General features: G+C 39.4%; 14 protein-coding genes. 11 read left to right on the forward strand and 3 right to left on the reverse strand.

Features of this window, described 5'->3' with window-relative positions; translation table 11 throughout:
• Window positions 1-71: 71 nt before the first annotated feature.
• From purL to AC5SR4_RS01525, 9 genes are all read left to right on the forward strand, one after another.
• Complete coding sequence (gene purL, locus AC5SR4_RS01485; RefSeq protein ID WP_495357770.1) at window positions 72-3,773, forward strand: phosphoribosylformylglycinamidine synthase; 3,702 nt, start codon at window positions 72-74, stop codon at window positions 3,771-3,773.
• Between the two features lie 130 nt (window positions 3,774-3,903).
• Window positions 3,904-4,032 (forward strand): hypothetical protein, encoded by a 129-nt coding sequence (locus AC5SR4_RS01490; protein WP_495357771.1) that lies wholly within the window; start codon window positions 3,904-3,906, stop codon window positions 4,030-4,032.
• 105 nt (window positions 4,033-4,137) lie between these two features.
• Entirely contained in the window at window positions 4,138-5,901 is a 1,764-nt protein-coding gene (locus tag AC5SR4_RS01495) for an AMP-dependent synthetase/ligase (RefSeq protein WP_495357772.1), read from the forward strand.
• Between the two features lie 583 nt (window positions 5,902-6,484).
• Entirely contained in the window at window positions 6,485-6,880 is a 396-nt protein-coding gene (locus AC5SR4_RS01500) for a hypothetical protein (protein WP_495357773.1), read from the forward strand.
• 223 nt (window positions 6,881-7,103) lie between these two features.
• Window positions 7,104-7,550, forward strand: a complete 447-nt coding sequence (locus AC5SR4_RS01505) for a MarR family winged helix-turn-helix transcriptional regulator (RefSeq protein ID WP_495357774.1) — start codon at window positions 7,104-7,106, stop codon at window positions 7,548-7,550.
• 6 nt (window positions 7,551-7,556) lie between these two features.
• Window positions 7,557-9,950: a 3-hydroxyacyl-CoA dehydrogenase NAD-binding domain-containing protein gene (locus tag AC5SR4_RS01510; RefSeq protein ID WP_495357775.1), complete on the forward strand. Its 2,394-nt coding sequence runs from the start codon at window positions 7,557-7,559 to the stop codon at window positions 9,948-9,950.
• Window positions 9,951-10,039: 89 nt separating this feature from the next.
• Window positions 10,040-10,387, forward strand: a complete 348-nt coding sequence (locus AC5SR4_RS01515) for a four helix bundle protein (protein WP_495357776.1) — start codon at window positions 10,040-10,042, stop codon at window positions 10,385-10,387.
• Window positions 10,388-10,481: 94 nt separating this feature from the next.
• Window positions 10,482-11,672, forward strand: coding sequence for an acetyl-CoA C-acyltransferase (locus AC5SR4_RS01520; RefSeq protein WP_495357777.1), 1,191 nt, complete (start codon window positions 10,482-10,484; stop codon window positions 11,670-11,672).
• Window positions 11,673-11,729: 57 nt separating this feature from the next.
• Window positions 11,730-13,535, forward strand: coding sequence for an acyl-CoA dehydrogenase FadE (locus tag AC5SR4_RS01525; RefSeq protein WP_495357778.1), 1,806 nt, complete (start codon window positions 11,730-11,732; stop codon window positions 13,533-13,535).
• 92 nt (window positions 13,536-13,627) lie between these two features.
• Here the strand turns inward: AC5SR4_RS01525 and AC5SR4_RS01530 are convergent, their stop codons facing one another.
• On the reverse strand, window positions 13,628-14,605 hold the full coding sequence (locus tag AC5SR4_RS01530) for a hypothetical protein (RefSeq protein WP_495357779.1): 978 nt from the start codon (window positions 14,603-14,605) through the stop codon (window positions 13,628-13,630).
• 215 nt (window positions 14,606-14,820) lie between these two features.
• Here AC5SR4_RS01530 and AC5SR4_RS01535 point away from each other — a divergent pair, with 215 nt between their 5' ends.
• Both AC5SR4_RS01535 and AC5SR4_RS01540 read left to right on the forward strand, forming a co-directional pair.
• On the forward strand, window positions 14,821-16,473 hold the full coding sequence (locus AC5SR4_RS01535; protein ID WP_495359141.1) for a M1 family metallopeptidase: 1,653 nt from the start codon (window positions 14,821-14,823) through the stop codon (window positions 16,471-16,473).
• Between the two features lie 8 nt (window positions 16,474-16,481).
• Window positions 16,482-17,054, forward strand: coding sequence for a YdeI/OmpD-associated family protein (locus AC5SR4_RS01540; RefSeq protein WP_495357780.1), 573 nt, complete (start codon window positions 16,482-16,484; stop codon window positions 17,052-17,054).
• Between the two features lie 11 nt (window positions 17,055-17,065).
• Here AC5SR4_RS01540 and AC5SR4_RS01545 read toward each other — a convergent pair whose 3' ends face one another.
• Window positions 17,066-18,349 carry a glycosyltransferase gene (locus tag AC5SR4_RS01545; protein ID WP_495357781.1) on the reverse strand — a complete coding sequence of 428 codons (1,284 nt, stop codon included), beginning with the start codon at window positions 18,347-18,349 and terminating at the stop codon, window positions 17,066-17,068.
• A gap of 22 nt (window positions 18,350-18,371) precedes the next feature.
• The gene (locus AC5SR4_RS01550) at window positions 18,372-20,450 is read right to left on the reverse strand and encodes an HAD-IIB family hydrolase (RefSeq protein ID WP_495357782.1); all 2,079 of its coding nucleotides are present in this window, start codon (window positions 20,448-20,450) and stop codon (window positions 18,372-18,374) included.
• Window positions 20,451-20,538: the final 88 nt, after the last annotated feature.

Below are 20,538 nucleotides of genomic sequence, written 5' to 3' on the forward strand. Positions count from 1 at the left end.
AAAAAAGCCAAATTAAATGCGTAAAAAAGTGTATTTTTGCATTTTCAAAATACAAACATAATACATCTACAATGATTCATTTCTTTGGAAACGTAACCAGCAAAATATTTGCTGTTCAGGCAACAAAAGAATTATCAACCGAAACTATCTCAAAATTAAACTGGCTTTTTGGCAACCAGCCCAAAATAGAACAAGCATCATTAGATGCTTTTTTTGTTGGTCCGCGTGCAGCCATGATAACCCCTTGGAGTACCAATGCCGTAGAGATTACCCAAAACATGGGCATAGCCGGGATATTAAGAATTGAAGCATTTCAAGCTGTAGATGAAGATTTTAAAGATTTCGATCCCATGATTTCCGAGAAGTTTAATGGGCTCAATCAAAATACCTTTACCATCCATATTAAACCAGACCCCATTCTTAATATAGATGATATTGCGGCATATAACCAAAAGGAAGGCTTGTCGTTAAGTGATGAAGAAGTAACCTATTTAGAGGCGGTTTCCAAAAAAATAGGGCGTCCGTTAACCGACTCAGAGGTCTTTGGCTTTTCACAAGTCAATAGCGAGCACTGTCGCCATAAAATATTCAATGGCACTTTTATTATTGATGGTCTGGAAAAACCGACCTCACTGTTCAAGTTAATTCGTAAAACATCTGAAACAAACCCCAACAGTATTGTTTCAGCCTATAAAGATAATGTAGCCTTTATAGAAGGGCCCAGAGTAGAACAATTTGCACCAACACGTGCCGATATACCCGATTACTATACCACTAAAGATTTTGATGCCGTTATTTCCCTAAAAGCCGAAACCCACAACTTCCCAACAACCGTAGAGCCTTTTAATGGCGCTGCTACCGGCTCTGGGGGAGAGATTCGCGATAGGCTGGCTGGCGGTAAAGGCTCTATTCCTTTAGCAGGAACGGCCGTTTACATGACTTCCTATTCCCGATTGGAAGCCGATCGCCCTTGGGAACAAGCCATGATAGAGCGTCCGTGGCTTTACCAAACCCCTATGGATATTTTAATAAAAGCCAGTAATGGGGCGTCAGACTTTGGTAATAAGTTTGGGCAACCGTTAATTTGTGGTTCCGTACTAACCTTTGAGCACGATGAAAGTGCCGATGCCGACCAAAATAGTGCTAAAGGCCGTAAACTTGGTTTCGATAAAGTCATTATGCAAGCAGGCGGTATTGGCTATGGCAGAAAAGATCAGGCTTTAAAAGACATTCCTAAATCGGGGGACAAAATTGTTATCCTGGGTGGCGAAAACTACCGTATTGGCATGGGCGGTGCCGCCGTATCTAGTGCCGATACCGGAGAATTTGCATCGGGTATTGAATTGAATGCCGTACAGCGTTCCAATCCTGAAATGCAAAAACGCGCTGCCAATACCGTACGTGGTATGGTGGAAAGTGATGAAAACTTTATTGTTTCCATTCACGACCACGGTGCTGGTGGCCACTTAAACTGTTTATCGGAGCTGGTGGAAGCTACTGGTGGTAAGATTGATTTAGATGCCTTACCCGTAGGCGATCCTACGCTATCAGACAAAGAAATTATTGGAAACGAATCCCAGGAACGTATGGGCTTGGTAATTGCCGAAAACCATATAGATACCCTACAACGTATTGCAGAACGCGAACGCTCGCCCATGTACACCGTTGGTGATGTTACGGGAGACAACCGCTTTACCTTCCAATCTAAAACCAAAGGTAATAAACCTATGGATTTGGCCATGGCAGATATGTTTGGAAGCTCGCCAAAAACCATTATGACCGACCATACGGTACAAAGGCACTATAAAGACGTTCGTTATAACCCAGACCAGTTTCAAACCTACCTGGAGCAAGTCTTGCAACTGGAAGCAGTGGCCTGTAAGGATTGGTTAACAAATAAAGTAGACCGCTGCGTAGGTGGTAAAGTAGCCAAGCAACAATGTGCTGGCCCCCTACAACTGCCCTTAAACAATGTGGGGGTGATGGCCTTGGACTATAAAAGTAAAGAGGGCATTGCCACTTCTATTGGGCACTCCCCCATTTCTGGGCTCATCGATCCTGTTGCAGGAAGCCGAAACAGTATTACCGAAGCACTTACCAACATGGTTTGGGCCCCTTTAAAAGATGGCCTTAAGTCTGTATCACTGTCCGCCAACTGGATGTGGCCCTGTAAAAACGAAGGTGAAGATGCACGCCTGTACAAGGCTGTGGAAGCGGTTTCGGAATTTGCCATTGCTCTGGGCATCAATGTTCCAACAGGTAAGGACTCCCTATCCATGAAACAAAAATATCCAAATGAGGATGTTATAGCGCCAGGTACCGTTATCATCTCTGCGGCAGGCAACTGTAACGATATTACTAAGGTGGTAGAGCCTGTATTCCAAAAAGGTGCAGGTGCCATTTATTACATTAACCTATCGCAAGACGCGTTTAAACTAGGGGGCAGTTCGTTTGCACAAATTGTAAACAAAATAGGAAATGATGCACCCAATGTTCAAGATGCCGCCTATGTAAAGACCGTATTCAACACGCTACAGGAATTGATAAAAGCTGATAAAATCGTTGCTGGGCACGATGTCGCTTCGGGCGGACTCATCACTACTCTATTAGAACTGTGTTTTGCAGATACTCATTTAGGTGCCACCATAGACCTATCTGCACTTTCAGAGAAAGACACTTTAAAGTTGTTGTTTGCTGAAAATGCAGGTCTTGTTATTCAGGCAAAAGATGCGACTATTGAGCGTGTTTTAAAAACGGCCAATATAACATATTTCAATATTGGAACTGTCACTCATGAAGATACACTTAGCATTACCAACCAAGCTGAAGCTTATACACTATCCGTATCTAAATTACGGGATGTTTGGTACAAAACTTCGTTCTTACTAGACAAAAAACAAACAGCTAATGGCTTGGCTGAAGTCCGCTATAACCAATATAAAAACCAACCCCTACATTATACGTTCCCAAAACACTTTACAGGAAAATTACCTAATGATATCATAAGCGGTATTACTGGCAAGCCCAAAGCGGCCATACTGCGTGAAAAAGGGAGCAACAGCGAACGCGAAATGGCCAACGCTATGTATTTGGCGGGCTTTGATGTAAAAGATGTGCACATGACCGATTTAATTTCGGGACGAGAAACTTTAGAAGACATACAATTTTTAGGCGCTGTAGGTGGCTTTAGTAATTCCGATGTGTTAGGCTCTGCCAAAGGGTGGGCCGGTGCCATCAAGTACAATGAAAAAGCGAATAAAGCCATTCAGGATTTCTTTAAACGTGAAGATACACTCTCTGTAGGTATTTGCAATGGTTGCCAGTTATTTATGGAGTTGGGAGAGATTAACCCAGATCATGACATTCATGGCAAATTAACCTATAACGATTCCCACAAATACGAAAGTGCGTTTACTTCGGTTACCGTTCAGGAAAACCATTCCGTTATGCTTGGCTCACTAGCTGGTAGCACCCTGGGGGTTTGGATTTCTCATGGTGAAGGCAAGTTTAGTTTACCATATACCGAAGACCAATACCATATTGTAGCAAAATATGCTTATGAAAGCTACCCACATAACCCCAATGGATCTGATTTTAATACGGCCATGCTATGTGATAAAACAGGTCGCCACTTGGTTACTATGCCGCATATTGAACGTTCCACATTTCAATGGAACTGGGCCCATTACCCACAAGGCAGAACAGATGAGGTATCGCCTTGGTTAGAAGCCTTTGTAAATGCCCGGGAGTGGATTTTAAAGCGAAGTGTTTAGAGGGTTATGATATCAATCCCTCTGGGTTTTCAGATGTAATTATTGGTGAAGCGTTTTAGGTTGTTATTTAGACCTTAAGCTACATAGCAATTACTTTCAACTTAAAATCTCATGCTACTCTTAAAAAACCATGGTACTTTCCATTAAATTGGTAGAGGTCCATATTACCAAGGTGTTTAACATCCTTAAAAACAACCTGGGCAACAAAATGCACAAAATGTTGTTCTTGCTACTATTTGGAGAACCTGAACTTAAGTAATTTAAACAAACCACTATTTTAATTAAATTGTTAATTGATAATGCGAATACCGACTAATTAGGTATAATTTACTATTTTGCGTTATTACAAATTCCCGATAAACTAATGACTGAGATAACTAGGCTTTTTGATTTTCCATATTACCAACAGCAAAAGACACCTTTAGAAGACGCCTTGGTAACTAAATATAATGGCACTTGGGTAAAGACCTCCATACATGAGTACCTTGATAAAGCCAATGCTATAAGTAGGGCCCTCCTAAAATTGGGTATTAAAAAAGATGACAAGATTGCCGTTATTTCTACTACCAACAGAACAGAATGGAATATTACGGATATAGGCGTACTACAAACAGGTGCACAAAACATTCCCATATACCCCACTATTAGTGCAGAAGATTACGAATATATTTTAAACCATAGCGAATCTATTTACTGCTTTGTTTCAGACGTAGAGGTCCTGGAAAAAATTAATAGCATTAAAGCCAATACAAAATTAAAAGCCGTGTATTCCTTTGATTTTATTGAAGGCTGCAAACACTATACAGAATTATTGGAGCTTGGTAAAGATACAAGTAACCAAGAAGCCGTTGAGGCCAGAAAGGCTGAAGTAAAAGCATCTGATTTAGCAACTATTATATATACCTCGGGAACCACGGGCATTCCCAAAGGAGTTATGCTATCGCACTGGAATATTGTTTCTAATGTACTTGGTGCCAAAAAACGGTTTCCTCTAGGAAGTCACGAACGTGCCCTAAGCTTTCTACCTATATGCCATATTTTTGAACGGGTGTTCTCTTATTTATACCAATATACCGGTACATCTATCTATTATGCCGAATCCATAGAAAAAATTGGCGATAACATTAAGGAAGTAAAACCCAGTACTATGACGGTAGTACCAAGACTGGTAGAAAAAGTATATGAAAAAATTATAGCTAAAGGAGCAGAACTTAAAGGTTTAAAAAAGAAATTGTTTTTTTGGGCCGTAGAATTAGGTGCTAAATATGAGCCGTACAGACAAAATGGTTGGTGCTATGCCCTTAAATTATTTATAGCCCGTAAGCTTGTTTTTAAAAAATGGCAAGAAGCTTTAGGAGGCAATCTGGTATTTATGGCATCGGGCAGTGCCGCCCTACAACCCCGTTTGGGGCATATTTTTGGGGCTGCTAATATGCGTATTATGGAATGCTATGGCCTTACAGAAACGTCTCCTGGCATTTCTGCTAGTGACAAACGAAATCGGGGATGGAAAATTGGCTATGTTGGAAAATTGATTGATGGTGTAGAAGTTAAAATTGCCGAGGATGGTGAAATACTTTGTAAAGGCCCCAATGTAATGATGGGCTATTATAAAGATCCTGAAAGAACTGCCGAGGTGATGACCGGCGATTATTTTCATACGGGAGACATTGGTGAAATTGATGCCGATGGCTTTTTAAAAATAACCGACCGAAAAAAAGAAATGTTTAAAACTTCGGGCGGTAAATATGTGGCACCTGCCTTACTTGAAAACAAATTTAAGCAGTCGCGCTTTATAGAACAGATTATGGTAATTGGTGAAGGCGAAAAAATGCCTGCGGCACTCATCCAAATTAATTATGAGTTTGTAAAAGAATGGGCCAGACGCCATAACATTACTTATACTTCGGATGCCGACATCATTACCAATCCAAAACTGTTAGAGCGCATTCAGAAAGAAATTGATGCCGCCAATGCCGACTTTGGAAAATGGGAGCAAATTAAAAAATTTGAAATTACCCCCGATGTTTGGTCTATTGAAGCCGGACACCTCACTCCCACCATGAAAATGCGACGAAAAGTTATCAAGGAGATGTATCAAGACCTTTGTGATAAGATTTATAAGTAAGGATTTAGAATTCAGGATTATGGATTGCTCACGGTTGTAGAGGAGGTATTTAAAACAAGATGTAGAACACCACAACTTGAATAGATGAACATCTCCAACTTGCACAGACCATCTATGCAAGTTTACCAGGCCAACAACTCAACCGTATCTACCCAGTACATCAACCTTATCTGTTCAGTACATTGGGTTGACCTGTCCAGTAGGTAAGGTTGACTTGTTCGTTTCTGCAAGTTGCAAAAACCGTCTGGGCAAGTTGCAACTCTTTTTTGCTTAAATTTTAGGCTTTTTTTAAGACATTGTATTTGTAAAACGACAAACCCCATATGTAGACACTATGAGGTTTGTTGCATAAATTTTAACAATATATTTTTGGTTTAATAGTAGAATACAGGGGATAGTGGGTAGCGTTTTAAGTCTAAAAACCCCAATATACAGCATATAATACAACACAATTACCAATTTAAAAGTGTTCATTAATTCATGCCAATTATTGTTAAGTATGTAATTTTTAGCGCTTTAAATTATACATATATCATTTTTTTTAATACTTTTATTAAACTAACTAATTATAAAACATTAAAAAATGAAAACAAAAAACTTTTTAGTTTCGGGTATCGTAGGTGGTATCGTATCATTCCTTTTAGGATGGTTACTGTATGGTGTTATTTTTAAAGATTTCTTTCCAAGTTCAGATGAATCTCCAGAAAACTTAGGTTTAATCTTTTTAGGCTGTTTAACTTTTGGGCTTTTTATAAGTTACATTTATAACAAATGGGCACAAATCTCTACAATATCTGCTGGACTAAAAGCGGGTGCTGTTATAGGCTTATTCCTGGGGCTGTACTTTGACTTTTTTATGATGGCTTCGCCATCTATGGAAGTAACCGTTCAAATGGCTGCTCTAGATACAGGTTTAACCATAGTTATGGGTGCTGTTGTAGGTGCCGCTGTTGGCATGGTTAACGGCAAAATGGGCTAACCACCTTTTTAAAATATTCATTATTATTAACCACCTATTTAGGTGGTTTTTTTATTTAGTAGTACGGGACATCATTTTCTCTTAAATATTATGCGTGCATAATATATTTTTGTATATTTGGTCTTGCTGACAAAAACATGTAAATGAACAAAACAACAAGACTCTCGCCAACCAAACCTATCTTTAAGACATTACATCTGAACTTAAAAAAACAATAACACAGATGAAAGATAGGACGATAGATTATATACTAAGAACAACTTGGTTAACTGTTCAAAAAATGTATAACGAAGAAGCTGCAAAATTTGGAACCACTATGGCTACAGGATTTACACTTTTAAGTATAGACCCCGAAAAAGGCACGCCGTCTACAGCCCTAGGTCCCAAAATGGGCATGGAAGCTACCAGTTTATCTAGAATATTAAAAACCATGGAAAAAAATGGATTGATAGAAAGGCACCCAAACCCAGAAGATGGTAGGGGGGTTATTATACAATTAACCGATTTTGGCCGTGAAAAAAGAGCCTATTCCAAAGACAAAGTACTAACATTCAATGACGCCATAAGGAGCAACATATCTGAAGAGAAATTAAATCACTTTTATGAAGTGTCCGATCTAATCAACGATATGATTTCAAATAAAAAAATATACAACCAAAACGATTTGTAAGATACTATGAGTAAACGAATCATAAAAAAAATAGCCATTATTGGCTCTGGTATTATGGGAAGTGGCATTGCCTGCCATTTTGCTAATATTGGTGTAGAAGTATTGTTATTGGACATTGTTCCAAAAACATTAAATGACCGTGAAAAAGCTAAGGGCTTGAGCCTTCAAGATACCGCTGTACGTAACCGTATAGTTAACGAGTCGCTTGCCAAGGCCATTAAATCGAAACCCGCACCCTTATACCACGATACCTTTTCAAATAGAATAACCACAGGAAACCTTGAAGACGATATTGCCAAAGTAGCAAACGTTGATTGGATTATGGAAGTGGTTGTAGAACGTTTGGATATTAAAAAAAGCGTATTTGAAACCTTAGAAAAGCATAGAACACCCGGCACCCTAATCACATCCAACACATCGGGAATTCCCATTCACTTTATGAGCGAAGGCCGAAGCGATGACTTTCAAAAACATTTCTGTGGCACCCACTTCTTTAATCCCGCACGTTACCTTAGGTTATTTGAAATTATTCCCGGCCAAAAAACCTCCCAGGACGTCTTGGATTTCCTAAATGGGTATGGCGAACAGTTCTTAGGAAAAACCTCGGTTATAGCAAAAGATACCCCAGCCTTTATAGGCAATCGCATTGGTATATTTAGTATCATGAGTTTGTTTTATGCCGTAAAGGATATGAACATGACCATTGAAGAAATAGACAAGTTAACAGGTCCTGTTATAGGAAGGCCAAAATCGGCTACCTTTCGTACCGTAGATGTTGTTGGTTTAGACACCTTAGTACATGTAGCCAATGGTATTAAAGAAAACTGCCCCAACGATGAACGTTTAGAACTGTTTACCCTCCCCGACTACATAAATACTATGGTAGAAAACAATTGGTTGGGTAGTAAAACAGGCCAGGGATTCTACAAAAAAGAAGGCAAAGATATTAAAAGCCTCGATTTAAACACCTTAGAATATCGCGACAAGAAATCGGCTAAATTTGCCACTCTAGAACTCACAAAGTCTATCGATAAGGTGGTAGACCGATTTGAGGTATTAATTAACGGAAAAGACAAAGCAGGCGATTTTTACAGAAAAAGCTTCTCAGCATTATTTGCCTACGTATCACACAGAATACCTGAAATAACCGATGCCCTTTACAAAATAGATGATGCCATGAAAGCGGGATTTGGCTGGGAACACGGTCCGTTTCAAATATGGGATGCCATTGGAGTAGCCAAGGGCTTAGAAATTATGAAAGCGGAAGGTGCAGAGCCAGCAGCTTGGATAACCGATATGCTAAACTCTGGAAACACGACATTCTATACGGTAAAAGATGGTGCTACCTATGCCTATAATATAAATACAAAAACACAAGAAAAAATACCAGGCCAAGATGCCTTTATCATCTTAGACAACATTAGGCAATCTAAGCAAGTCTTTAAAAATACGGGGGTAGTGGTTGAAGATTTAGGTGACGGCATTCTAAACTGTGAATTCCAATCTAAAATGAACACCATTGGAGGTGATGTGCTCGCCGGATTGAACAAAGCCATCGATTTGGCCGAAAAAGATTTCGCAGGCCTAGTCGTTGGTAATCAAGGTGCCAATTTCTCAGTCGGTGCCAATATAGGCATGATTTTCATGATGGCCGTAGAACAGGAGTACGACGAGTTGAATGCTGCCATCAAGTATTTTCAAGATACCATGATGCGAATGCGTTATTCTTCCATACCAACCATTTCTGCTCCCCACGGCATGACCTTAGGTGGTGGTTGTGAGCTCTCCATGCACGCCGATAAAGTGGTTGCCGCTGCAGAAACCTATATTGGATTAGTAGAATTTGGTGTGGGTGTTATTCCAGGTGGTGGCGGTTCTAAAGAAATGGCCTTAAGGGCATCCGATTCCTTTAGAAAAGGTGATGTAGAGCTCAATATCCTTCAAGAATATTTCCTCACCATAGGCATGGCCAAAGTAGCAACCTCAGCTTATGAAGGGTTTGATTTAGGCTTGTTACAAAAAGGAAAAGATGTAGTAGTAGTTAATAAACACCGCCAAATAGCAACCGCAAAAGCCTATGCTAAAATCATGGCCGAAACAGGTTATACACAGCCCATAAAACGAAAAGACATAAAAGTATTAGGGAAACAAGCGTTGGGTATGTTCTTAGTAGGCACCGATGCTATGGAAGCTTCAAACTATATTAGCGAACATGACCATAAAATAGCCAATAAACTGGCTTATGTGATGGCTGGTGGTGACTTATCAGAACCTACTCTGGTCACTGAGCAATATCTATTAGATTTAGAAAGAGAAGCTTTCCTAAGCCTATGTACCGAACGTAAAACCTTAGAACGCATTCAGCATATGCTAAAAACAGGCAAACCCCTTAGAAATTAGTAATGAGTATGGAGTACTGAGTAGTGAACGTTTAGTAATTAGTATTGGGATAAACACGTTATGAATTTATACTAAAGGAATTAAATAATATGCATAAAGTAGAAGATTTAAAATTATGGAAAAAGTCAATAGAATTAACAAAATCAGTATATGTGCTTATTACAGAATTACCATCTGATGAAAAATATGGTCTAAACTCACAAATAAAAAGAAGTGCAGTTTCCATTCCTTCTAATGTAGCAGAGGGAGCAGGTAGAAACTCGGCCAAGGAGTTTAAACATTTTTTAAGTATTGCAAATGGTTCATGTTATGAACTTCAAACGCAACTTATATTATTAACTGAATTAAATTTAATTTCAAAAGAAAAAGTACAACCAGTAATTGAGTATTGTATTCAAATCCAAAAAATGAATTATGGATTACAGCAAAAACTATAATAATAATTCAACTAAGTATGTGGTATTGTGTTTCTCACTACTCCATACTCAATACTAACTACTCAGTACTCCATACTCAATACCCATTTAAATAATGAAAAACGCATACATAGTAAAAGCATACCGAACCGCCGTTGGAAAAGCCCCCAAAGGCGCTTTTAGGTTTAAGCGAGCTGATGAATTGGGCGCTGAAGTCATTCAACACATGATGAAAGAACTACCCGATTTGGACGTAAAGCGTATTGACGATGTTATCGTTGGTAACGCCATGCCCGAAGGCTCACAGGGTCTCAACATGGCGCGGTTTATTTCCTTAATTGGTTTAAACAGTGTCGACGTCCCTGGAGTGACCGTTAACCGATTTTGTTCCTCGGGTATAGAAACCATTGGTATTGCCACAGCTAAAATTCAAACTGGCATGGCCGATTGTATCATAGCAGGGGGTGTAGAAAGCATGAGCTCGGTACCCATGACAGGCTTTAAACCCGAATTAAATTACAATACCGTAAAGGCAGGGCATGAAGACTATTACTGGGGCATGGGAAATACCGCCGAAGCCGTGGCCAAACAATTTAATGTCTCTAGAGAAGACCAAGATTCATTTGCTTATAATTCCCACCAAAAGGCCCTAAAAGCACAGGCCGAAGACCGTTTTAAAGCGCAAATTGTCCCCATAGAAGTAGAACAAGTTTATGTAGATGAGAATGGCAAAAAAAACACCAAAACATATACCGTAACGAAAGATGAAGGTCCACGAGCCGACACCAGTCTGGAAGCCCTCGCAAAATTAAAACCCGTATTTGCAGCAAACGGCACCGTAACGGCCGGGAACTCATCACAAACCAGTGATGGTGCTGCTTTTGTAATGGTAATGAGTGAAGCTATGGTAAAAGAATTGAATTTAGAACCTATTGCACGCCTGGTAAGCTATGCCGCCGTAGGTGTAGAACCACGTATTATGGGTATAGGTCCCGTAAAAGCCATACCCAAAGCATTAAGTTTAGTAAACTTAAAGCAGAAAGACTTAGAACTGATAGAATTGAATGAAGCCTTCGCTTCGCAATCCGTAGCCGTTATTAGGGAATTGGATCTAAACCAAGATATTGTTAATGTGAATGGTGGTGCCATTGCCCTGGGGCACCCATTAGGCTGTACAGGTGCTAAGCTATCTGTGCAACTATTTGACGAAATGCGCAAACGTAACATGACTGGTAAATACGGCGCTGTAACCATGTGCGTAGGTACTGGGCAAGGCGCTTGTGGCATTTTTGAATTTTTGAAATAGATTATTTGAGAAAAGAGAGAAGAGAAAAGAGAGAAGAGAAACAAAAAAAATTAAACAATGGAAAATAAAGATATATTAAGAGGTGGTCAATTCCTAGTAAAAGAAACCCCGTGTGAAGACATCTTCACTCCCGAAGATTTCTCCGAAGAACAGCTCATGATGAAAGAAGCTGTAACCGAATTTGTTGATCGTGAAATCTGGCCCAAAAAAGCCCAGTTTGAGGCCAAGGATTATGCCCTAACAGAATCCTGTATGAAAAAAGCAGCCGAAATGGGATTCTTGGGCGTATCAGTTCCAGAAACCTATGGCGGTTTGGGTATGGGCTTTGTAGACACCATGCTGGTATGCGATTACATATCTGGTGCCACAGGGTCCTTTAGCACAGCCTTTGGTGCCCATACGGGTATCGGCACGCTCCCCATCCTACTCTATGGCAACGAAGCACAAAAACAAAAGTATGTGCCCAAATTGGCTTCAGGAGAATGGTTTGGTTCCTATTGTTTAACCGAGCCCGGAGCTGGTAGCGATGCCAACTCTGGAAAAACCAACGCCGTATTATCTGAAGATGGTAAAACATACAAAATCAACGGCCAAAAAATGTGGATATCCAATGCAGGCTTTTGTAGTCTCATGATTGTTTTTGCCCGTATTGAAGACGACAAATACATTACAGGATTTATTGTAGAATACGATCCTAAAAACCCCAATGGTATTACCATGGGCGAAGAAGAACACAAATTAGGCATTAGGGCCTCCTCTACCCGTCAAGTATTTTTTAACGACACCGTCGTGCCTGTAGAAAACATGCTATCCACAAGGGGCAATGGCTTTAAAATAGCCATGAATGCCCTAAACGTTGGCCGCATTAAATTGGCTGCAGCTTGTTTAGACGCCCAACGTCGAACTATTACAGAATCGGTTAAATATGCCAACGAGCGTATTCAGTTTAAAACGCCCATTTCCAGTTTTGGTGCTATACGCCAAAAAATAGCCGAAATGGCCACCAACTGTTGGGTCGGTGAAACTGCTAGTTATAGAGCTGCCAAAAATATTGAGGACCGTATTGAAATGCGCAAAAATAACGGCAAAGACACCCACCAAGAAGCAGAGCTTAAAGGGGTAGAAGAATATGCCATAGAATGTTCCATATTAAAAGTAGCCGTATCAGAGTACACACAACACTGTACCGATGAAGGTATACAAATATTTGGAGGCATGGGCTTTTCAGAAGACACCCCTATAGAGTCTGCCTGGCGCGATGCCCGTATTGCCAGAATTTACGAAGGCACTAACGAAATCAACCGTATGTTAAGCATAGCCATGCTTATAAAAAAAGCCATGAAAGGCCACGTAGATTTGTTAACGCCAGCCACCGCCGTAGCCAATGAGCTAACCAGTATACCATCCTTTGAAACACCAGACTTCTCACAGCTGTTTTCAGAAGAAAAAAGTATCATCGTTAACCTTAAAAAGTTGTTCCTTATGGTATCAGGCGCTGCCCTTCAAAAATATGGTGAAGAAATTGAAAAGCACCAACAACTTATGCTAGCAGCATCCGATATCCTAATACAAATATACCTAGCAGAGTCTGCCATCTTAAGAGCCGAAAAAATAGCCAAAAAAGAGGGTGAGGATAAAGCCAAAGAACAAATAGCCATGGCCAAACTAAACCTGTTTCATGCCATAGACGTTATAGAAACTGCAGGAAAACATTCCATAATATCCTTCTCCTCCGGCGACGAACAACGTATGATGCTTATGGGGCTAAGGCGTTACCTAAAATACGTAAACATGCCCAACATAATAGAATTAAGAAACATAATAGCAAATAAAGTAATAGAAGAAAATAAATATTGTTTTTAAAATACAATATATTTTGAAGTGACTAATTCTAAAAAAGAAAGCCATTTTCAGTTTATTGAAAATGGCTTTTTTATTTAATTTATATTGTACATTTAGTTATAAGGCCAAGCCGACCAATTACTACAATGCCCACCATTATCCGTTTCCGTAATGTTGGTCTGTACCCCAGAATAAGCCGCATTCATAACAGCCCTAGGAGAAAAATGAAGTTTAACATTGCCTTGCCCCGAAACACCCGAAACAAAAGCCTGTCCAAAATGTCCTTGACTTAAGCCATGACCACTCTCATGCAGTGCAATCGTTTCCACATCATAAGTACTACCATCATTCCATGTATACGCATCATTGTAATAAACCTCACGCCAGGCCACATCATACTTGCCATTATTATCCGTATCAACCAAATTACCATCATCATCTGTAAAAACAATAGTAAACGTTGCAGCCAGCACACTACTATTAGGACCATAAATTGCTTCAAACAAAGCCACATCCCAACCACAGTGAATCACATCCGCCACATAATCCATACTACCTCCCAAACCAAAAATGTCAGCGATAAATCCAGTAGGTCTGCCGTCATAAGGTACCTCGTACATACCCAATTCCGAACACGTTACACCATCCCAAGTAGCCATAGCACGATCAATCGCACTATGCGTTATAGCAGCATCCAAATCTGCCGAAGGCCTATTTTCGTCTACATAATACGAAATATCCGTAGTACCATCCAAAGACAAAGCAGGCACAAAATCGCCGGCAAGATTCTTATTGCCAACATCTTTAAAATACACAATGTTACCCATCTCCTTACTATCACCAGCCGTAATATATTCAGCCATAAGCAGTGCCACATTATAGTGCTTTGCTGCATTGGAGGCTTTTCCTCCCCTATTAAAGTTATTTTTAACAGTAATTTTTCGGGTCGTATTACCAATATCAATAAAAGTAGGTTCACTTACCTTTAGGGCTTCCAAAGATCCATCGTCTAAATGATCCTTATCATCACAATTAAAAAGTAAGATTAAAGACAAGAAGAGGGCTAACAAAATGGGTTGAGATTGTTTCATTTTAAATTTTTTAATAAGTTAAACATTAAGAATTAATCAATTAAAACTAAGGAGATTCTGACTCTTAATATATACATTTAATCAGTTTCCCACAACCTTTTCCCGTTTAAGTAATAAAAACATTCGTTAAAAGTAACACCATGTATCTATAGAAAATAAATTAACATATGTTAAGAACCTTTTTTATTAATTTTGGACAAAACAAAAAAACAACTATGCAAAACCGTTTACTATATCTGGCACTCCTAACCCTTACAACACTAAACATACAAGCCCAAGGTATCCTATCTGAAAAAACAGAATTTACCAGACAAGACACCCTAAGGGGCAGTATAACCCCAGAACGTGCTTGGTGGGATTTAACCTATTACCACTTAGAAGTAAAAGTAAACCCAGAAGAAAAATCCATTACAGGAAAAAACACCATACAATATAAAGTATTACAGGACCAATCTGTAATGCAGGTAGATTTACAAACCCCTTTAAAAATAACCAAAGCACTGCAAGACGGTAAACCGTTGCAAGTTATAGATGAAGGCAACGCCCATTTTATTACACTCAACAAAGAGCAAACCGTTGGAAGCGTGCAAAGCATAGAAGTGTTTTATGAAGGCATTCCCAGAGAAGCCGTAAACCCGCCATGGGATGGTGGTGTTACTTGGAACAAAGACAACAATGGTAACGATTTTATAGCAACAGCTTGCCAAGGCCTGGGAGCCAGTGTTTGGTGGCCCTGCAAAGACCATATGTATGACGAAGTAGATAGCATGCTTATTAGCATTAACACCCCAAAAGACCTTATGGATGTATCCAATGGCAGATTGAGAAGCATAGAGCAATTTGGCGATACCAAGACCTATAGTTGGTTTGTTAACAATCCCATAAACAACTATGGCGTAAACATGAACATAGGAGATTATGTGCATTTTTCTGAAGTTTACGATGGCGAAAAAGGACATTTAGACATGAATTACTATGTATTAAAAGACAACCTAGAAAAAGCAGAGACCTATTTTAAAGAAGAAGCTCCCAAAACCATAGAAGCCCTAGAACATTGGTTTGGTCCCTACCCTTTTTATGAAGACGGCTATAAACTGGTAGAAGTGCCCTATTTGGGTATGGAACACCAAAGCAGCGTTACCTATGGCAATTACTTTACAAAGGGCTATATGGGTAATGATTGGTCTGGTACTGGTTGGGGACTAAAGTTTGATTACATCATTGTACATGAATCTGGACACGAATGGTTTGCCAACAACATTACCGCAAAAGACATTGCAGACTTGTGGATACAAGAAAGTTTTACAACCTATTCTGAAAGCTTGTATTTAGACTACTTTTATGGTAAGCAAGCCGCCTCAGAATATATAATAGGCACCCGTAGAGCCATTGAGAACAATCACCCCATAGTAGGAACCCATTACGGTGTAAACCGAGAAAGTCCAAGTGTAGATATGTATTTTAAAGGCGCCAACATACTGCACACACTACGACAACTGATAGAAGACGATGAAAAATGGCGCCAGATTTTACGCGGACTCAACAAGACTTTTTACCATCAAACAGTAACCACCAAACAGATTGAAGATTATATAAGCCAAAAAACAGGATACGACCTAACAGAGTTCTTTAATCAATACCTGCGTACAACCATGATACCCACATTAGAATATACCATTACAGATAATGAACTTAAGTACCGGTGGACCAACATTATTGATAAATTTGATATGCCAGTACAAGTTACCATAGATGGTAAAGAACAATGGTTATTCCCAAAAGCTGAATGGAAAACAATGCCCGTAGAGTCCAACACCTCAACACCAGAGGTCGATAAGGATTTTTATGTAGAACATAAAAAAGTTTAGTATACGTTGTGAAAATTGCCGAGCTGTACTTTAAAACCGATACCGAATGGCGTGCTTGGTTGCATGACAACCACAGTGCCTGTACAGGAGTCTATTTAATTTTCTATAAAGTTGACCATGAAAAAGAAAGCATGCGCTGGGAAGAAGCCGTTAAAGTGGCCCTGTGCTATGGTTGGATAGATTCTACCGTAAAAAGCCTTGGAAATGGAAAACGCCGCCAATACTTTACACCCAGAAACGACAAAAGTGTATGGAGTGCTTTAAACAAAGCTTACATAAAAGAGTTGTTGGACAAAGACCTAATGCACCAAAGTGGCCTTGATAAAATTGAAATTGCCAAGAAAAATGGCAGCTGGACGGCCTTAGATGCTGTGGAAAATGGTATTATTCCAGAAGATTTGCAAAAGGCTTTTAACAAAAACCCCAAAGCATATACCAATTACCAAAATTTTGCACCCTCATACAGAAAAAGTTATTTGTATTGGCTAAACCAGGCCAAACGGGAAACCACTAGACAAAAGCGTATTACCGAGATCATTAAATTTTGTGCCAATAACATAAAATCTAGGGACAACTGGTAAAAAAACATTTATTAACTAGTATAAATGTTTGATTCCATTGTACGTTGGTTAATGGAATTACGGAATATATCCAGTATCCTTTTAGCAATACCTGTCCATCCAAAATTACGACGTGCAAAACGAGCACCTTCAACAGATAATTCATTGCGTAATTTAGGGTATAACAATGGCATGGACATCATGGCACCAAACTCTAATGGGCGGTGCGGATCGGCAAACAAAGCCTGATTACCAAAGTTAATTAAATCATATAACCCGCCATGAACAGTAACAACACTAGGGGTTCCACAAGCCATGGCCTCTATGGCTACCATGCCAAACGGCTCATACCTAGATGGCATTGCAAAAATATTGGCAGAGCGGTATACATTAGCCAAATCTTCATCGGCAATGTAATTTTTCCATTTTATTTTATCACTCACCCCTAAATCGCTGGCTAACTTTTTAAGCTTGGCAATACCCTGGTTATCTTGATCCGATTGATCACCACCAATGGCTGCTACCAAACGCGCCTCTGGACAAAGCTCAAATACCGTTGGCAAAGCTTGTATTAAAAGGTCATACCCCTTATTGTGTGCCATACGTCCCAGTGCTAAAATATCAGTAGGGTGAATGTCATACTTGGCCCTAATTTTATCATTCTCCTTAGAAGGTACTGGATAAAAACGGTTTTCATCAATACCTGGTGGAATCATGCCACAATTACGGGGCAGTACATCGTACTGTTGGGTAAGCAAATCTACTTGTGGTAGCGTAGTAGCTATAACATAATTACACATCTGGTACACAAAATACTCTTTTCTAATACGCTCTTTAAAACGGTAGGTTTTCTCCATTTTCTTCTCGTCCATATCACTACCCATAGTATGCTGTTTCCACCAGCCTAAAGAATGAGGTGTATGCACATGGGAAATGCCTAATTCTTCCGCTATCTTTTGTCCGGCCCATCCCGCATCCCAATAGTGCGTATAAACAATATCGTACTTTTTACGTTCCTTTTTTATGGCAGCCAAACAATTAGTCACAAACTTTTTTAAGTGGTCATGCATGTCTTCTTTCCTAATGAACTTTTTACCTCCAAAAGGGATACGCCATACACTGTAATTTTCACTTACATGATCATACTCGGGCTGGTCTTCAAATTGACGGGTAACTAAGTCTACACTTTTACCAAGTCTACTAAAACGTTCGGCAAGCTCTAAAACGTAGACAACTTGCCCACCTGTGTCTGGTTTTCCTAATTCTGCATTAGCTCCTACATAACCATGTAGCGAGATCATTAATATTGATTTCATTGTTTTTAGTTTTAAAGTATTATTAAATTATTTTCAAATCATGGCAAGCAGAAATATACTGTGCTGCCGACCAAGCTTGATAGGCTTTCCCCATAGGTTTCCCGGTGGTACCGTGTGCCCATTCTGTAAATTCCCACTCTTCACTAATACCTTCCTTATTAATCAAAGCCAACTTATGCAATTCAGAAAGCGCCATTTCCTTAAGTCCCAACTTGTTGATGAACTTAACCCAAAACCCGCCTACAAAGGGCCAAATACCACCATTATGATAATGGTTGGGTAAGTTTAAAAGGTTTACCGTATAGTATGGACGCCAATCGGGATCGCCAGGCGTTACTACCGGATATACATTGGCAACAGGAAAAGGTTCGTTTATACCGGCCCCCAACATAAATCGTAAGGTTTGGTGTGCTTTATCGGCATCGACCGTACCGTGTAAAAAGGCCAAGATGTTCCCGAACGTATCACAACGCCAACTAAAATCGAATGGTGTGACCTGAGCTATTAAATACGCGGTATCGCCTAAGGTAAATTGTCTTTCTGCAAAAGACACCGACTGAAATAATTTTTGCTGTGTAGACGGCCAAAAGTTTTGAAGGATTTCTTTCTTAATAACTTGCGACCAACGGATATATTCTCCCGCCTGTTCATAATCCCCCAACATCTCTAACATACGACCAAAACAGACATTGGCACGGTACCAAAGGATTTCATCGTACAGAATGTTATAGCTTCTACCAAATAAATCTGTCCAATCACCTGCCTCCGGTATTTCCAGTAAGGCATCGTTATTACCATCGTGAGCTCCTAACCAACGCATGGTTTCTTTAATATTATCAATATGATCTCTAAGAAAATCCATATTCTTAGTAACATTCACATACTCATAAAACGCAATAACCACCCACAAACCGCTATCAATAGAACAGATACCTCCTACCCCTGAATAATCGGGGATATTATCTTTTATACGTACATTAGAGGGGATTTGTCCATTACGTGAAATATGTTCTAAAAGGGTTAATAATGTTTGGCGCTGGCATTTATGAATTTCTTTGTCGTGAACTAGCGGCAGGGAACCAATTACTGTAATGGCACCATCTCTAGCCCATACACTATGGTAATTTTCATCAGTACCATTAGGTACATTATCTTCAATAGAACATGCTGAAAAACCTAAAGGGGTGATATTCTTTTTTAAAGCCTCAACGGCCTTTTTATAACCTTCTCGAATTAATGCTTTTTTGCCTCCTTCGTCTTTTGTGGCTTCATTTTTTAGTTCTTGTTTGATAAAAAAATCATCATTACGATTTTCCTCATCAATCCCAGCAGCTTCCTCTGGTAAAACACCATAATAAATGAGTCCTTCAATAACCCCAAAACTATGGATGCCTTCTGCATGATAAATTTGTCGGTATTTGGTAAACCTATAAAGTTCCTCATGGGCATTGGCTACTACAATCCCTTTGATGTCCTCCATGTTGAACATCGCAGAATCGTTCCCACTATCGCCTGCAACCAACACATCACTAGGCCTGATACCCAACTTCTTTAGCAACCACTGCAATGCATTGCCCTTGTTGGCCCATTTAGGAAGAATATCCAAAAACTTTTCCCCAGAATATACCACATTAATATGCATATTGGCATCGGCAAAATCTTTTTCAATACTTTCTATGAGTTCTGGACTGGCATCGTGAAAATAATAGCTTCGTTTATAAGCGTGTTGAAACTTGGTAGGTTGTTCGCTTATGGGATGGTTTATATTCTGAATCAATTCTTCTACAGCATCCAAATCCCAGCCATCATCTAAAACGTCATTAAACTCTTTGACGACACACTGCTCCTTAAAATCATAAATTAATGTACCCACTCCCGCAATAATATAATCGGGTTTTGGTAAAACACCTTTATCAATTAAGTTAAGGACATCGTCAATTAATCGGCCTGTATTATAGGTAAGAAGAACATCGGAATCAGGACTGTATTTGGTCCAAGTTTCAGCGAAATTGCTTTTTAGGGTATGAAAATCAATTAGGGTGTTATCAATATCAAAAGATAAGAGTTTTATATCATGCTCTTTCTCAATACTTTTACTCATAATTATAGAAAAATTCTAATGTGTTTACTTGAAGTCTGCCTATTAAGCATCATCAAAAAAAAACTGTTTGTTCGATTAAGATACTGAA

It is taken from the genome of Aestuariibaculum scopimerae (assembly GCF_059428085.1).

Bases quoted from the DNA above. Each gene is read 5' to 3' on its own strand.
- AC5SR4_RS01505 (WP_495357774.1), top strand. From the start codon at position 7,104: ATGAAAGATAGGACGATAGATTATATACTAAGAACAACTTGGTTAACT.
- AC5SR4_RS01525 (WP_495357778.1), top strand. From the start codon at position 11,730: ATGGAAAATAAAGATATATTAAGAGGTGGTCAATTCCTAGTAAAAGAA.
- AC5SR4_RS01515 (WP_495357776.1), top strand. From the start codon at position 10,040: ATGCATAAAGTAGAAGATTTAAAATTATGGAAAAAGTCAATAGAATTA.
- AC5SR4_RS01495 (WP_495357772.1), top strand. From the start codon at position 4,138: ATGACTGAGATAACTAGGCTTTTTGATTTTCCATATTACCAACAGCAA.
- AC5SR4_RS01545 (WP_495357781.1), bottom strand. From the start codon at position 18,349: ATGAAATCAATATTAATGATCTCGCTACATGGTTATGTAGGAGCTAAT.
- AC5SR4_RS01535 (WP_495359141.1), top strand. From the start codon at position 14,821: ATGCAAAACCGTTTACTATATCTGGCACTCCTAACCCTTACAACACTA.
- AC5SR4_RS01500 (WP_495357773.1), top strand. From the start codon at position 6,485: ATGAAAACAAAAAACTTTTTAGTTTCGGGTATCGTAGGTGGTATCGTA.
- AC5SR4_RS01490 (WP_495357771.1), top strand. From the start codon at position 3,904: ATGGTACTTTCCATTAAATTGGTAGAGGTCCATATTACCAAGGTGTTT.
- AC5SR4_RS01530 (WP_495357779.1), bottom strand. From the start codon at position 14,605: ATGAAACAATCTCAACCCATTTTGTTAGCCCTCTTCTTGTCTTTAATC.
- purL (WP_495357770.1), top strand. From the start codon at position 72: ATGATTCATTTCTTTGGAAACGTAACCAGCAAAATATTTGCTGTTCAG.
- AC5SR4_RS01520 (WP_495357777.1), top strand. From the start codon at position 10,482: ATGAAAAACGCATACATAGTAAAAGCATACCGAACCGCCGTTGGAAAA.
- AC5SR4_RS01550 (WP_495357782.1), bottom strand. From the start codon at position 20,450: ATGAGTAAAAGTATTGAGAAAGAGCATGATATAAAACTCTTATCTTTT.
- AC5SR4_RS01510 (WP_495357775.1), top strand. From the start codon at position 7,557: ATGAGTAAACGAATCATAAAAAAAATAGCCATTATTGGCTCTGGTATT.